This is a genomic window from Bradyrhizobium sp. AZCC 1719, assembly GCF_036924525.1.
GTDB lineage: Bacteria > Pseudomonadota > Alphaproteobacteria > Rhizobiales > Xanthobacteraceae > Bradyrhizobium.
The window spans coordinates 6,630,553-6,644,217 of the sequence record NZ_JAZHRU010000001.1 but is presented as its reverse complement, the minus strand read 5'-3'; the positions used below and the strand labels follow the sequence as shown (position 1 = coordinate 6,644,217).

Genomic DNA, 13,665 nt, shown 5'->3' with positions numbered 1-13,665 from the left:
AACGGCTTCTTAACGCGCACACTTCTAAAATCGGCGGTGGACGCGCTTTGCCGTCCGCGTGACACAAACATATCCACACCAGGCGAATGAGCCAGACATCGACAGAGCGGCTGAGGGACTATCTCGCCCAGCTCCCGCCTCAATCGCAGGCGCTGCTGATGCGGGAGTTCGAGCGCGCCATCGAGCGTGGGGAAGACCTCGCCGTCGCCAATTTCGTGCTTGAGCAGTTGCGCAAGGTCGTGCGCGGGACCGAGGAGGACGATGAGGCGCGTCCGCGCACCGACGATCCGGCGCGGCTGTTGTACGGTCCGCTCGAGCCATTTCTCATCGAGGGCAATTTTCCGGTGCGCGCCGGGCAGATCCGGCGCGCGTCGCTGCTGCCGGTCTGGCAATGGCTGGGCCGCGACGGCGCGCCCGAGGCCGTGCGCGCATTCGAAACGACGCTCAGCGAAATCAGGCTGAGCGGCTCCACCGCAGGTCTCGAAGCCGCGACCCGCAAGTTCCAACTCGCCGCAGCCGAGGCGATCGTCAAGATCGCCACTCCGGTGCAGGGCGAGGACAGGCATCGTGCGCTCTCCCGGATCGGTCCGCCGAACGTTGTCGAGGATTTATTGTCGATCGGCGCGGTGCTGCGGGCCCGTGAGGCGATGGAGACGCTCGGCAGTCGGCTTCCCGGCCAGATTCGGGCGCTGACGCCCTCCCAGCTCGAGACGGCGACGTCGGCGCTCAACGTGCCGTCGTTGCAGACGCCGCAATTGCTGCCGTTCGCGCTGTCGCTGATCATGCAGCGATTGGCGGCGCCGTGGCAGATCATCCGTCTCGCGGTCAAGATGGCGGCCTCCGACGACGAGATTCGCGTGGCGGCCACGCCATACGGCATCGCCGTCACGATCGCGCTGCACGATCTCTCGTTTCTCACGGCCTGCCTGCGCACGGACATCAGGCGCGGCCATTTCGACAATGTCGGCGACCAACTGAAAATCCTGCACGATGGCGTGCGGGGCTTGCGCACCGAGCTCGATCTGCGCAACGATTCCGCGTGGGGCCGCCAGCTCACGTCGATCCGCGCCGATATTTCCAATTCGCTGCAGTCTGAGATCGAGAGCGTGCCCGGCCGGGTCCGCCGCATCCTGCGTCAGCGCGCCGACAAGGATATCGCTTCGGCGCCGAAGATCGACGCCGCGGAGATCGAAGAGATCGCCGCCCTGATCGACTTCGTGGCGGTGTGCCGCACCTATGCCAGCGAACTCGCCATCAACGAAGTCACCCTGCGGACCTATTCCGACCTGCAGCATTACGTCGAGCATTCCACCGAGAGCCTGGTGCAGGCGCTGCGCGGTGCCGACACCAGGGCGCGCGCCTACCGGCAGATGCAGGCCAAGGCGGCGATCCGCTTCTGCGAAATCCTGTTCGGCCATGACTACGCGTCGCTGATGAACCGGGCGGCCGAAAATGCCGTGACCGGCGAGCGGAAAACGACCAAAGCCGGCTAGCGCCGCCTCTCGATCTATCGCGTCATGCCTTGCGTCGATCCTTGGCGTGGCGAAGAAATTCGGCGAAGGCCTTCAGCGTCACATCGGAAACATGATGTTCGATGCCCTCGGCGTCGGCCTCCGCGGCTTCCTGCGGAACGCCCAGCGCCAGCAAGACGTCGACCACCAGACGGTGACGGGCGCGGACGCGCTTGGCGAGGGTCTCACCCTTTTCGGTCAGGAACACCCCGCGATAGGGACGGGCCGTAACCAGGTCTTCGCGCTTCAACCGCGCAATGGTGTCGATCGCCGTTGGATGCGACACGCCCAGCCTGCGCGCGATGTCGGTCGGGCGCGCCTCGCCGGTCGTGCCGAGCAGATCAGAGATCAATTCGACATAGTCTTCCAGAACCGCGGTCGATCGCGCCGATCGTGCCTTTCCGAAACGACGCGCCTGCGTTTGTTCCGCGGGCAGCGGCTGCATCGGTTTGGCCCGATTTGTCGAGGGCTTGCGCACCACTGCACCTTCCAGGCGAATCCATCCAGACGAGGCGCGACCATGGCGTGCTGCCGACCACATTGCAAGTTGGCGGCTTGTCGCCGATCTGCAACAGGCCGGCGCCTGGAATTTGCGACTCGTTCGCAGCATCTTGACAGTTAACGGTCCAGCATTAACATGTAGCCTTACCTACGTTTTGGTGTTGCGGCTTATCAAGTGGCTGTTGCTGAAGCGCGATCGGTTGGGGATGAATATGCGCGCGACGCGAATGGCCCTTGCAGGCACATCGGCACTGGCCGTGGTTTGGTTGAGCCACGCCGCGGCGCTCGCGCAAACCGCGGCGCCCGCGCCACCGACGCCCCAGGCCGCGCCGTCTGCCGAACCAGCCGCTCCGGCGCCGCCGGCAGCGGGGCAAGCCCCGGCGGAGCCGGCTCCGTCGCAGACCGCGCCGGCCCCGGCGGCCGGACCGCAAGCCACGCCGGGCGCGCCGGCGGAAATCGACATGCCGCAAGTGACTGTCGAGGGGCGTCAGCCTAAACCCGCGCGGCGGGCCGCGCGCAGCGAGCCCGGTCGGCGTTCGACGACCGTGGCGGCACCGCTGCCGGGCCCAACGCCCGCGCCCGCGCCCGCGCCCACGTCACCCTTCAATCAGCCATTCGCGCCGCTATCGACGATCGGGAGCAGCCAGATCCAGACCGGCAGCAGCAACGGTGGGTTCGGCAGCCTGTTCACCAACATGCCCGGCACAACGTCGGCGGGGCTTGCCACGGAATCGTCGCGCCCGATCTTGCGTGGCCTGTCGGATGCAAAGGTCCGCATTCAGGAGAACGGCGTCGGCGCGGTCGACGTGTCTGACATCGCGCAGGACCACGCGGTGCCGATCGATCCTCTTGCCATCCAGAAGGTCGACGTCATTCGCGGACCGGGTGCGCTCCGCTTCGGCTCGCAAGCCGTCGGCGGCGTCGTCGACGTCAACAACAACCGGATTCCGACCGCTGCGCCGCTCGGGGGAGTGGCGGCAGAACTGAGATCGGGCGTGACGAGCGTCAACAAGGGATGGGAGAGCGGCCTGTTGCTGGATGCCGGCGGCCGCAACGCCGCCGTTCATGCCGACATCTACGGGCGCTCCTCCAGCGATTACAGCGTCCCGAGTTACCCGTACCTGGTCCCGCCAATCCCTGCGCCTGCCTTCAACGGCAAGCAGCCGAATTCCGCTTCGCAAAGCGCAGGCGCAGCAGTCGGCGGCTCCTGGCTTTTCGACGGCGGTTATGCCGGCATCGCCGTCTCCCGCTTCACCAGCGACTACTACGTCCCCGGTATTGCGACCGCGGAAGCCCGCCAGCACAACGACCTCGAGCAAACCAAGATCAGCTCCAAGGGCGAATATCGCCCGGACGCAAGCGCGCTTGCCGCGATCAGGTACTGGACCGGATATTCGGAGTACCGGCACGACGAGACGGTGCTCGCCACCACCGGCTTCCAGGAGATTACCGCCACCTTCAAGAACCGGCAGACCGAAGGCAAGCTCGAGTTCGAACTTGCGCCGTTCGCCACGCCGTTAGGTCCGCTGACCAGCATTTTTGGCGCGCAAGGCGCCTACCAGCAACTGGATACGGCAGGGCAGGCGATCCTGCTTCCGGCCCAGACCAGAACGGCGGCGGCGTACTTCCTCAATGAAGTCAGGCACACGGACACGCTGCGCACGCAATTGGCGGGCCGCATCGAGGGAGTCAATGTCGCGGGAACGGCGTTCACCTTTCCGCCGAGTTTTCTCCCACCACCGGATGAGCCGGGCAGGGCCGCCGCCAAGCTCGACTTCATGCCGAAGAGCGTCAGCTTCGGCATCATCAAGGATCTTCCATCCTCGCTGGTCGCCAGCCTGACGCTGCAACGGATCGAACGTGCGCCGCGCGCGCTCGAACTGTTCGCCCAGGGTCCCGACGGTTCGGAGAAGACGTTCAAGATCGGCAACCCGGACCTCGGTATTGAGACCGCGCAGACCGCGGAAATCGGCTTGAAACGTACGGATGGCGATTTCAGGTTCGCCGCAAATGCCTACTACACGTCGTACGACAAGTTCATTTTCTCGCGCGCCACCGGCATCTTTTGTCAGGAAACGTTTGCTTCATGCGGAGCCGGCACCGATTACATCCAGGTCAACTACGATCAGCGTGACGCGACTTTCCGCGGCGGCGAACTGGCGTGGCAGTGGGACGCCGCGCAATTAGCTAACGGCATCCTTGGTTTCGACGGGCAATATGATGTGGTGCGGGCGACCTTCACCGACGGCAGCAACGTGCCGCGCATTCCTCCGATGCGCCTCGGCGGCGGCGTCTACTGGCGCAACGACAATTGGTTCGCGCGCGTCGGCGTGTTGCACGCGTTTGCGCAGAACGACATTCCGCAATTCGACACGCCGACCGCCGGATATGATTTGGTGAAGGTACAACTCGAGCATCGGAAATTCTGGAAGGATTCTCCGTGGGGCGCGGTTGAGGTCGCGACCGGGGTCGTCGGCGACAATCTGCTCAACGCCAACATTCGCAACTCCGTTCAATTCCACAAGGACGAGATCCTGCAGCCGGGTCGTGGCTTCAAGCTCTTTCTCAACGTCAAATACGGTGTCGACCGGCCAGGCGGCCCGCCCGGCACCTGGATCGGCACGGCGAGACGGCCCGCCGGCAACGGTTACTACAAGAGCCCCGTGCTCGAAGCGGCGGCCTGGCACTGGGCGGGCATCTATGCCGGCGGCAATGTTGGATATTTGAGGGGCGAGGGCGTTACCAACGCTGCGTTCAACGACGTTGCAACCGGTGCCTCGCTTGCCGGAGCCCGCCTGTCGTCCACGCACGACACCGCCAGTATTGGCGGACAGGCCGGCTATAACTGGACGTCGGGCAGGATGCTGGCAGGCATTGAAGGCGATTTTGAATATCGCAACCAGCGCGGAAGCAGCGCCACCGCTTGCCCCGGTAATATCTGCAACCCGGCGCTCGCTCCGCTCGATGCCACCGTGACGGCGAGCCTGGACTATCGTCTGGGGTGGGCGGCTTCGGTTCGCGGGCGCATCGGAACGCTTGTGACGCCGGACCTGCTTGCCTACGCCACTGCGGGCGTTCCGTTCGGCAAGATAACGACGTCAACGGCTGTTGCAGGTTTCGACAATGCGGGTGTCGCGACGACGGCGTCTCTGGATCGGCACTTGTATCGGTTCGGCTGGGCTGTCGGCGCCGGTTTCGAGACGCGCCTTACAGGCAACTGGACCGCAAAGCTCGAATATCTCCACATGGATTTCGGCTCGGTGCGTTCGACGCCGCCTGTGGCGGTCAATACCGCGGTTGCGTTCGACGCCAACACGCGTGTGACCAGTGATGGTGTCAGGATCGGAATGAACTACCGATTCGGCGGCGGCGCGATCGTTGCGGATTAATTGAGTCGTCGAACTGAAGCCCGCGACCAGGCGACCAGGTGCCGCGGTCGGCGCCTCTATTTGACCGTGAAGCGGATCGGCTGCCTCACGACAACGAATTCGCCGGGAAACATTGCGGGCGGCGAAGGGAAGGGCTGCGCGCGCTTGAGGAGCGCGAGCGCTTCCTCGTCAAGGGCGCCGGATCCCGAACTTTGAGTTACACGCGCGCTGACAACCATTCCCTTGCGATCAAGCGTAAAGGACACCTGCGCCGTCCCTTGCTCGCGCCGCGACCGCGCGGCTTCCGGATATCGCTTGTTCTTTTCAACCAAAGCGAGGACCTGGGTTCGCCATGTCACGACGGCCTCCGAATTTTTGTCATTCGGCACACCCTGGGTCGGCGCAACGGCGACCGGTGCGATCCGCTCGTTGATCGCGGGCGGTGCTGATGTCGTGGCTGCCGCCTGCTGCTGCGGCGTTACGTCAGGCTGCGGCTTGCTCTGCAAAGCCACAGCCGCGTCCGGATTGGGAGCGGGCGGCAACTCGTGCGTTTCATCGGGTGGCGTCTCCTCGGGCTTCGCCACCGGCTGCGCCTCCGACATCACCTGCTCCGGACCGGGCGCAATGTCGGTCGGCGTCGTCGCTGGTGCTGCGGCCAACGGTGCCAGGTCGACCACGATCGCGCCCGAAGGTTCGGCAGCCACGGTGTCGTCCGCGTCGCGCCAGGTGGCGAGCGTGGCAGTCAATCCGGCGTAGACGCACAGCACCGCGAGGCTGCTGAACGTCCATCGTCGAAGGTCGGAACGATCTTCGGCCGCAAGCTGCATCATGGCGATGAGGCCTGCTCCATCCCGACCAGGGCGACCTTGAGGTAGCCGGCGGCCCGCAACATGTTCATGACCTGCATCACCTCGCCATAGGGGACGAGCTTGTCGGCGCGCAGGAAAATGCGGGTATCCTTCTGGCCGCTGGTGCTCGCATCGAGCGCGCCGGGCAGTGCGTTACGCCCCACGGTTTCGTTCCCGACGGAAAGCGACAGGTCCGGCTTCACCGTCAGATAGACCGGCTTGTCCGGCCGCGGCTGCGGCTGCGCGTTCGACGCCGGAAGATCGACGGCGATATCGACGGTCGCAAGCGGGGCGGCAACCATGAAGATGATGAGCAGAACGAGGATGACGTCGATGAACGGCGTCACGTTGATCTCATGGACTTCGGCGAGATCGCCGTTGCCTTGGTTCAGACTGGCGGCCATGGCTGCTATTCCGCCGCTGCGAGGTGCCGCCGCACCAGCACGGTGCCGCTATCGAGGTCGCGGCCGACCAGTCGCGTGATCTCTGCGGATCCGTCCCCGAGTAGCGCCCGGTATGAGGCGATCTGGCGTGCAAAGAGATTATAAATCATCACCGCGGGAATCGCCGCCACCAGCCCGAGCGCCGTCGCCAGCAGCGCCTCGGCAATTCCAGGCGCGACCACGGCGAGATTGGTGGTTTGCGACTTCGATATTCCGATGAAGCTGTTCATGATTCCCCAGACCGTGCCGAACAGTCCGACGAAGGGGCCGGTCGATCCGATGGTCGCAAGCACGCCGGTGCCTAGTCCGATGCGCCTGCTTGCCGCCGCCTCGATCTGCTGCAGCCGGGAAGCGATCCTTGCCTTGATCCCCTCCTTGTCCATTCGATCGGTGCTCAATCTCAATTCTGCCAGGGCCCCGTCGAGCAACTGGGCAACCGCGCCTTCGGGGACCTGCCGCACGGCGTCTTCGACGTTCCGGACGTTGGCGAGCTCGCGCAGGGCGTGTCGGGCATTCCGTCGCGCCTTGATCAGCTCGATCGTCTTGGCGAGCCACACCGTCCAGGTGACCGCGGTCGCAAAGGCCAGACCGATCATCACCGCTTTGACGACGACGTCGGCCTGCATGAACATGCCCCAGGGGCTGAGATCGCGGGGCAGCGCTGCAGCCGCGATCACTGTCCTTTCCGTTGCGTCCTGGGCGGCGGCCGGAAATGACAGCAATAGCAGCGGAAGTGACAGAAGCGGAAGTGACAGAAGCGGAACGCTGCGGCGGAGTTTCAGGCCAAATGGAGTTTTGACAGGGTTGGACGGAACAGCGCCACGTCGAAATGCTTTCCAGGATCGCATCGATCTGCCTCTGCACGCAATTAATGTCTCAGCCCCATTGTGTAGCATCGCCTACGTCTTGGTGCAAACGCTATAGGCCGGGGCACGAGGTCTCGATGGTGCATGAAAATTCCGCCGCAATTTCCCGTTGATGGATTTGCGAGCCGCGATCCGGCGGAGAAGCCAGGGCGAACTGCGCCGAGGAACTCCGGATCGCTGGCCGTGGCAGGCCGGTCTCCCGGCTTTTCTGCCGCAATTGTCAATTGCCGGGGTTGCCGCCGGTGGTGTAAAGCGGCGCATCGGCGCTGGCTTGGGAAGGCGCCGTTCCGCCCCCGGGAACTACTTGATGACGCTGTGGTTTGTGTTCGCGCTGATGACGGTCGCGGCGATTTTTGCCGTGCTCTGGCCGTTGAGCCGCAGCTCGCCTGCACAACCCGGCGGCAGCGAGGCTGTCGTCTACAAGGATCAGCTCGCCGAGATCGACCGCGATGTCGCGGCCGGACTGATCGGCTCGTCCGAAGCCGAGGCGGCGCGTGTCGAAATCGGCCGCCGCCTGCTCGCCGCCGCGGACGGGGAGCGCAACCTGCCGGCGCGCGCCAACCTTGGCTTGCGCCGCGCCTCGGCCGTCGTCGCGCTGGTGGGGTTGCCGATCGCGGCAGTGACGTTCTACCTCGCGGTTGGATCGCCGCGTCTCGGTGATTTCCCGCTCGCCTCGCGCACCCGTATGGCGGACGCCAGCCAGCCGCTCGAAAACATGGTGGCGCAGGTCGAAGCGCATCTGGAGAAGAATCCGACCGACGGTCGCGGCTGGACCGTGCTGGCGCCGGTGCTGGCGCGGCTCGGTCGCTTCGATGACTCGATCCGGGCCTACCGCAACGCGATTCAACATGCCGGCGACAGCGCCGAACGCCGCTCCGATCTCGGTGAGGCGCTGGTTGGCAGCGCGGGCGGCGTCGTCACGGCGGAGGCCAAGGCCGAATTCGAGCGCGCGGTTGCGCAAAACGCCGACGATCCCAAGGCCAGCTATTTCCTCGGGCTCGCTGCCGAACAGGACGGCCGGAAGGCGGACGCTGCGGCGATCTGGCGGGCGATGCTGTCAAAGGCGCCGGCCGACGCGCCGTGGCGGCCGCTGATCGAGGCGGCGCTGACCCGGGTCGGCGCCCCCGTCGCGCCGGCGCTCTCCGATGATGCAATGGCCGCCGCCAGGGACATGAACGAGGCCGAACGCGGGACGATGGTCCGCGGCATGGTCGATCGGCTGGCGGCGCGGCTGAAGCAGGACGGCAGCGATGTCGAGGGTTGGTTGCGGCTGGTGCGGGCCTATATGGTGATGGGCGAACGCGACAAGGCGACGAGCGCGCGCACCGAAGCGCGCCAGGCGGTCGCGGGCGATACCGAACGCTTGCGCCAGCTCAATGAAGGCCTGAAAAATCTCGGGCTTGATGGGTAGGGCCGAATGGCGGAACCCAAACACGAAGGCAGGGGATATTGATGACGCGCAAGCAGCGGCGTTTGACCATGATCTGCGGTTCGCTCGCGGTGCTTGCGGTCGCGGCGGGGCTGGTGCTGAACGCGATGCGCGATTCCATCGTGTTCTTTTCCACACCGACCATGGCGGCGGAAAAGCAGATTCCGCCCGGCAAGCGGTTCCGCCTCGGCGGCCTGGTGCAGCCGGGCTCGCTGGTGCGCGGCGACAACCTCGCCGTGAACTTCAGCATCGCCGACGGCAGCGCCACGTTGCCGGTCGCCTATAAGGGAATGTTGCCGGACCTGTTCCGCGAAGGGCAGGGCGTCGTCGCCGAGGGCGCGCTCGATGCGTCAGGCGTGTTCAAGGCCGATACCGTGCTGGCCAAGCATGACGAAACCTATATGCCCAGGGACGTCGCCGATGCCCTGAAGAAGCAGGGGCACTGGAAGGACGACTATGGCGCAAAGCCCGGCGCCACGGCCGCATCAGCGCCGGTGCAGGGGACCGCGAAGTGATCGCGGAAGCCGGGCATTACGCGCTGGTGCTGGCGCTCGCGCTTGCGCTGATCCAGTCCACGGTGCCGATGCTGGGCGCGCGCTGGGGCGATCCTGCGCTGATGAATGTCGCGCGCTCCACGGCCCTGGCGCAATTGCTGTTCGTGGCGGCCTCGTTCACGGCGCTGGTGATGCTGCACGTCAACTCGGATTTTTCCGTCGTCAACGTGTTCGAGAACTCGCACTCGATGAAGCCGTTGCTCTACAAGATCACCGGCGTGTGGGGCAATCACGAAGGATCGATGCTGCTGTGGGTGTCGATCCTGGCGCTGTTCGGCGGCCTGGTTGCCGCATTCGGCAACAATTTGCCGCTATCGCTGCGCGCCCATGTGCTGGCCGTGCAGGGCTGGATCGCGGCTGCGTTCTATCTGTTCATCCTGGTCACCTCGAATCCATTCCTGCGTATCGCGAGCCCGCCGATCGAGGGCCGCGACCTCAATCCGGTGCTGCAGGACATTGGGCTGGCCGTGCATCCGCCGATGCTCTATCTCGGCTATGTCGGATTTTCGATCTCGTTCTCGTTCGCGATCGCCGCCTTGATCGAAGGCCGGATCGACGCGGCCTGGGCGCGCTGGGTGCGGCCGTGGACGCTTGTGGCGTGGATATTCCTCACGCTCGGCATCGCGATGGGTTCTTACTGGGCCTATTATGAGCTGGGCTGGGGCGGCTGGTGGTTCTGGGATCCGGTCGAGAACGCTTCGCTGATGCCCTGGCTCGCCGGCACCGCGCTGTTGCATTCCGCCGTCGTGATGGAAAAGCGCAACGCGCTGAAGGTCTGGACCATCCTGCTGTCGATCCTGACGTTTTCGCTGTCGCTGCTTGGCACCTTCCTGGTGCGCTCGGGCGTGCTGACATCGGTGCACGCATTCGCGACCGATCCCTCGCGCGGCGTGTTCATCCTGCTGATCCTGTGCCTGTTCATCGGCGGCAGTCTTACGCTCTATGCCTGGCGCGCGTCTGCGCTGAAGCAGGGCGGGCTGTTCGCGCCGGTTTCGCGCGAGGGCGCGCTGGTGCTCAACAATCTCTTTCTCACCTCCGCCTGCGCCACCGTGTTTATCGGAACGCTGTATCCGCTGGCGCTGGAAGTGCTGACCGGCGACAAGATTTCGGTCGGTGCGCCGTTCTTCAATCTGACCTTTGGGCCGCTGTTCGTGCCGCTCCTGGTCGCCATGCCGTTTGCGCCGCTACTGGCCTGGAAGCGCGGCGATCTCCTCGGCGCGGCGCAGCGGCTGACCGCGGCCGGCATCGCGGCGCTGGTCGCGATTGCGGTGCTGTTTGCATGGACCCATGGCGGGGCCACGCTCGCCCCGCTGGCGATCGGGCTTGCGATATTCGTGATTGGCGGCGCCTTGAGTGATCTCGCCGAACGCATGGCGCTGTTCCGCGTTCCCTTGGCCACTGCGATGGCCCGTGCGCGTGGGCTACCGCGCGCGACCTGGGGCACCGCGTTCGCGCATGCCGGCATTGGCGTCGCGCTGATCGGCATCGTCTGCGAGACCACCTGGAACAGCGAATATATCGGCACGATGAAGCCGCGCGATGTCGCGAGCGTCGCCGGCTATCAGTTGAAGCTCGACGACATCACGCAACGGCAGGGACCGAACTTCCGTGAGATGATCGCGCAGTTTACGGTCAGCCACGACGGCGAAACGCTCCAGGTGATGACGCCGTCGAAGCGCAATTTCACCACGCGGGGCTCGTCGACGACCGAGGCCGCGCTGCTGACCCGCGGCGCCAGCCAGCTCTACGTTTCGCTCGGCGACACCAATGCGGAGGGCGCCATCGCGGTGCGCATCTACCACAAGCCGCTGGTGCTCCTGATCTGGTGGGGCCCTGTCCTGATGGCGTTCGGCGGCCTGCTGTCGCTCTCGGATCGCCGCCTGCGCGTCGGCGCGCCGAAGCCGGCCAAGGCCGCCCGCGCGCTGCAGCCTGCGGAGTAGGGCCTTGAAGCGCCTCATTGCAGCATGTGTGCTTGTTGTCGCCGCGACGCTCTGCGGGCCGGCTCACGCCGTGCAGCCCGACGAGATCATGGCCGATCCGGCAAAGGAAGCGCGTGCGCGCGACCTGTCGCGCGAGCTGCGCTGCATGGTGTGCCAGAACCAGTCGATCGACGATTCCGACGCCCCGCTGGCGCGCGACCTGCGGCTGTTGGTGCGCGAGCGGATCGCGTCCGGCGACAGCGACAGCCAGGTGATCGACTTTCTGGTCGCGCGCTATGGCGAGTTCGTGCTGCTGAAGCCGCGCTTCACGCCGCATACGCTGCTGCTGTGGCTGCTGCCGCCGCTCGCCTTGGCCGGAGGCGGGCTGGCGCTCTGGTTCTACAGCCGCCGCCGTTCGAATACCGGCAGCGCGACCGACCCTTCGCTGTTGCATCTGACGGAAGAGGAACAGGCGAGGCTGGAGCGCTTGCTCGCAGCCGATGCGCCGGACAAGAAGGCTTAAGCCCACCATTGCAAGCGGGCTGGCTTCAGCTATGAATCCCCTGTCAAAATAAGCATAACCAAGGGGGAAACCCGACATGGCCTTTTCACTCTATGACGCCAGCGTGGCGAATTATCTGCAGACCCTTGGCGCGGTCAGCGGTTTCCTCGAGCGCGGCCTCGTTCATTTCCGCGACAACAACATCGATCCGGATAGCATGGTCGAGGCGCGGCTGGCGCCCGACATGCTGCCGTTGCGTTTCCAGATCATCTCCGTCGCTCAACATTCGCGCGGCGCCATCGAGGGTGTGCAAAGCGGAGAGTTTCGTCCGCCCGCGTCCAAGACGCCGTACGATTATGCGGGATTGCAGGGACTGGTCGCGCAAACCCGCGAGGCTCTGGAGAGTTGGACTCCGGAGGCAGTCAACGCGCTCGGCGGCCGGGACGTCGTCTTTCACCTCGGCGATCACAAGCTGCCCTTCACCGCGGAAGGCTTCCTGATGTCGTTCTCGCTGCCCAATTTCTATTTCCACGCCACCACCGCCTACGACATCCTGCGCACCAACGGCGTGCCGCTCGGCAAGCGCGATTTCATGGGCCGGCTGAAGATGAAGAAGAGCTGAGGCGGGTCTTCGGGCGAGGGGTGCGATTGTTGCGAGTCCCCGTAACGATCTGATGCCGTTATTGATCGGTCAGTATTGATCGGTCAGTGCGTCGCGTTTGGCGATCAGGTCAGCACGCGAGACGCTGGGATATTCAATCCTGGTGGACAAATACAGCATCGTATCTTGGAAGGCCTGATAGCCTCGTTGCTTCTGCTCCTCGGAGGTGGGCACCCCGCTCTCATTCACCCAAGCCGTTCCATCCTTCAGGAAGGTGTAAATTTTTCCATCGTCACCGAAAGAGTAGGTGTCGGCGCCACCGATCTTGGATGGATCGATGCCGCGCGGCGCGACCTTCTTCAGAATCGCGCTGATCTCGGCATCCGACAGCTGTACCGCCGGCACCGGCGTCGTATTTTGCCATTTGATGGCAGATTCTTGCATAGACTTGATCGTGGACGCCAAAGAGTTGTTTGTCTCTTCCCGCCAGTCGAGCATTCTGAGCTCGTGGTTGATCTTGGCCAACTCCGCCCGGCGATGCATGGCATTTATGTGTGCTTGGAAACGATCCTCGGCTGTCTGCGAATAGGCAGACAGAGCTTGCTGCGCGGCGTCCGGGCCCTGCTTGAATGCTGCCTTCACGCGATTCAGTGCGTCCTGCGACAACGATACCTGCGTGGCGGGGCCACGGTCGCTGTCGTTCGGCGTCGCGTTCGATGCGGGCTGTCTGGAGTTGTCGTCCCCGTCGAGAACCGTATAGGCGAGGGGATTCAATGTGGGGGCCTGGCTGGAAACGGCGCTGACCATGGTTTTCTTCCCGATCATTGTCGTTGACGGCGGCGATTGAAGCTCGCCTTCGGCGACCCGCAATCGCTCTCACTGTTCGTGCAGAGGTTGTGGCATGGAGCGGCTTAACGTAAGATTTATGAACTCTTTGACCGCTAGCTCCTTGCGGCCTGGGGAAGGGCAGCCGTTCGCCCTCTGGGGCCCTTTCACTCACCGCTAACCCATTGATTGCCTGCGCTATTCCGCCGCATCCATAAGCCGCCGCATTACCAAAGTTTAATTCCCTAGCCAGCGCGCGGTAAGGCAGCAGGCCCCATCTTCCGATGTGACAGGTGCC

Annotated in this window: 12 protein-coding genes; 7 read left to right on the top strand and 5 right to left on the bottom strand. The window is 64.6% G+C overall.

From position 1 onward, the window contains the following. The first annotated feature begins 86 nt into the window (after window positions 1-86). On the top strand, window positions 87-1,493 hold the full coding sequence (locus V1292_RS31395) for a hypothetical protein (protein ID WP_334376399.1): 1,407 nt from the start codon (window positions 87-89) through the stop codon (window positions 1,491-1,493). A gap of 22 nt (window positions 1,494-1,515) precedes the next feature. Here V1292_RS31395 and mntR read toward each other — a convergent pair whose 3' ends face one another. After that, complete coding sequence (mntR, locus tag V1292_RS31390) at window positions 1,516-2,004, bottom strand: manganese-binding transcriptional regulator MntR (protein WP_442895640.1); 489 nt, start codon at window positions 2,002-2,004, stop codon at window positions 1,516-1,518. A gap of 220 nt (window positions 2,005-2,224) precedes the next feature. Here mntR and V1292_RS31385 point away from each other — a divergent pair, with 220 nt between their 5' ends. Beyond that, a complete protein-coding gene (locus V1292_RS31385) occupies window positions 2,225-5,401 on the top strand; it encodes a TonB-dependent receptor domain-containing protein (RefSeq protein WP_334376397.1) in 3,177 nt (1,058 codons plus the stop codon). A gap of 56 nt (window positions 5,402-5,457) precedes the next feature. On the opposite strand, the gene V1292_RS31380 is transcribed toward V1292_RS31385, so the two are convergent. Genes V1292_RS31380 through exbB form a run of 3 tightly spaced genes read right to left on the bottom strand, consistent with a single transcriptional unit; the run spans window position 5,458 to window position 7,519 of the window. Then, the gene (locus V1292_RS31380; protein WP_334376396.1) at window positions 5,458-6,210 is read right to left on the bottom strand and encodes an energy transducer TonB; all 753 of its coding nucleotides are present in this window, start codon (window positions 6,208-6,210) and stop codon (window positions 5,458-5,460) included. Continuing rightward, window positions 6,207-6,632, bottom strand: a complete 426-nt coding sequence (exbD, locus tag V1292_RS31375; protein ID WP_334376395.1) for a TonB system transport protein ExbD — start codon at window positions 6,630-6,632, stop codon at window positions 6,207-6,209. Before exbD ends, V1292_RS31380 begins: the two co-directional genes overlap by 4 nt. 5 nt (window positions 6,633-6,637) lie before the next feature. After that, entirely contained in the window at window positions 6,638-7,519 is an 882-nt protein-coding gene (exbB, locus tag V1292_RS31370) for a tonB-system energizer ExbB (protein WP_442895581.1), read from the bottom strand. 325 nt (window positions 7,520-7,844) lie between these two features. On the opposite strand from exbB, the gene ccmI reads away from it, so the two are divergent. The 5 genes from ccmI (at window position 7,845) to V1292_RS31345 (ending at window position 12,563) form a co-directional block, all read left to right on the top strand. Beyond that, entirely contained in the window at window positions 7,845-8,948 is a 1,104-nt protein-coding gene (gene ccmI, locus V1292_RS31365) for a c-type cytochrome biogenesis protein CcmI (protein ID WP_334376393.1), read from the top strand. Between the two features lie 41 nt (window positions 8,949-8,989). Further along, window positions 8,990-9,481 (top strand): cytochrome c maturation protein CcmE, encoded by a 492-nt coding sequence (gene ccmE, locus V1292_RS31360; protein WP_334376392.1) that lies wholly within the window; start codon window positions 8,990-8,992, stop codon window positions 9,479-9,481. Further along, the gene (locus V1292_RS31355; RefSeq protein WP_334376391.1) at window positions 9,478-11,460 is read left to right on the top strand and encodes a heme lyase CcmF/NrfE family subunit; all 1,983 of its coding nucleotides are present in this window, start codon (window positions 9,478-9,480) and stop codon (window positions 11,458-11,460) included. The genes ccmE and V1292_RS31355 overlap by 4 nt, the downstream gene beginning before the upstream one ends. Before the next feature lie 4 nt (window positions 11,461-11,464). Beyond that, the gene (locus tag V1292_RS31350) at window positions 11,465-11,962 is read left to right on the top strand and encodes a cytochrome c-type biogenesis protein (RefSeq protein ID WP_334376390.1); all 498 of its coding nucleotides are present in this window, start codon (window positions 11,465-11,467) and stop codon (window positions 11,960-11,962) included. Between the two features lie 76 nt (window positions 11,963-12,038). After that, entirely contained in the window at window positions 12,039-12,563 is a 525-nt protein-coding gene (locus tag V1292_RS31345; RefSeq protein WP_334376389.1) for a DUF1993 domain-containing protein, read from the top strand. 69 nt (window positions 12,564-12,632) lie between these two features. Here the strand turns inward: V1292_RS31345 and V1292_RS31340 are convergent, their stop codons facing one another. Next, window positions 12,633-13,412 carry a hypothetical protein gene (locus tag V1292_RS31340; RefSeq protein WP_334376388.1) on the bottom strand — a complete coding sequence of 260 codons (780 nt, stop codon included), beginning with the start codon at window positions 13,410-13,412 and terminating at the stop codon, window positions 12,633-12,635. Between the last annotated feature and the right edge of the window lie 253 nt (window positions 13,413-13,665).

What these genes read in the sequence shown, in the direction of transcription:
- V1292_RS31395 (WP_334376399.1), top strand. Translation starts at nt 87, where the DNA reads ATGAGCCAGACATCGACAGAGCGGCTGAGGGACTATCTCGCCCAGCTC.
- V1292_RS31385 (WP_334376397.1), top strand. Translation starts at nt 2,225, where the DNA reads ATGCGCGCGACGCGAATGGCCCTTGCAGGCACATCGGCACTGGCCGTG.
- V1292_RS31380 (WP_334376396.1), bottom strand. Translation starts at nt 6,210, where the DNA reads ATGATGCAGCTTGCGGCCGAAGATCGTTCCGACCTTCGACGATGGACG.
- exbD (WP_334376395.1), bottom strand. Translation starts at nt 6,632, where the DNA reads ATGGCCGCCAGTCTGAACCAAGGCAACGGCGATCTCGCCGAAGTCCAT.
- exbB (WP_442895581.1), bottom strand. Translation starts at nt 7,519, where the DNA reads ATGCGATCCTGGAAAGCATTTCGACGTGGCGCTGTTCCGTCCAACCCT.
- ccmI (WP_334376393.1), top strand. Translation starts at nt 7,845, where the DNA reads ATGACGCTGTGGTTTGTGTTCGCGCTGATGACGGTCGCGGCGATTTTT.
- ccmE (WP_334376392.1), top strand. Translation starts at nt 8,990, where the DNA reads ATGACGCGCAAGCAGCGGCGTTTGACCATGATCTGCGGTTCGCTCGCG.
- V1292_RS31345 (WP_334376389.1), top strand. Translation starts at nt 12,039, where the DNA reads ATGGCCTTTTCACTCTATGACGCCAGCGTGGCGAATTATCTGCAGACC.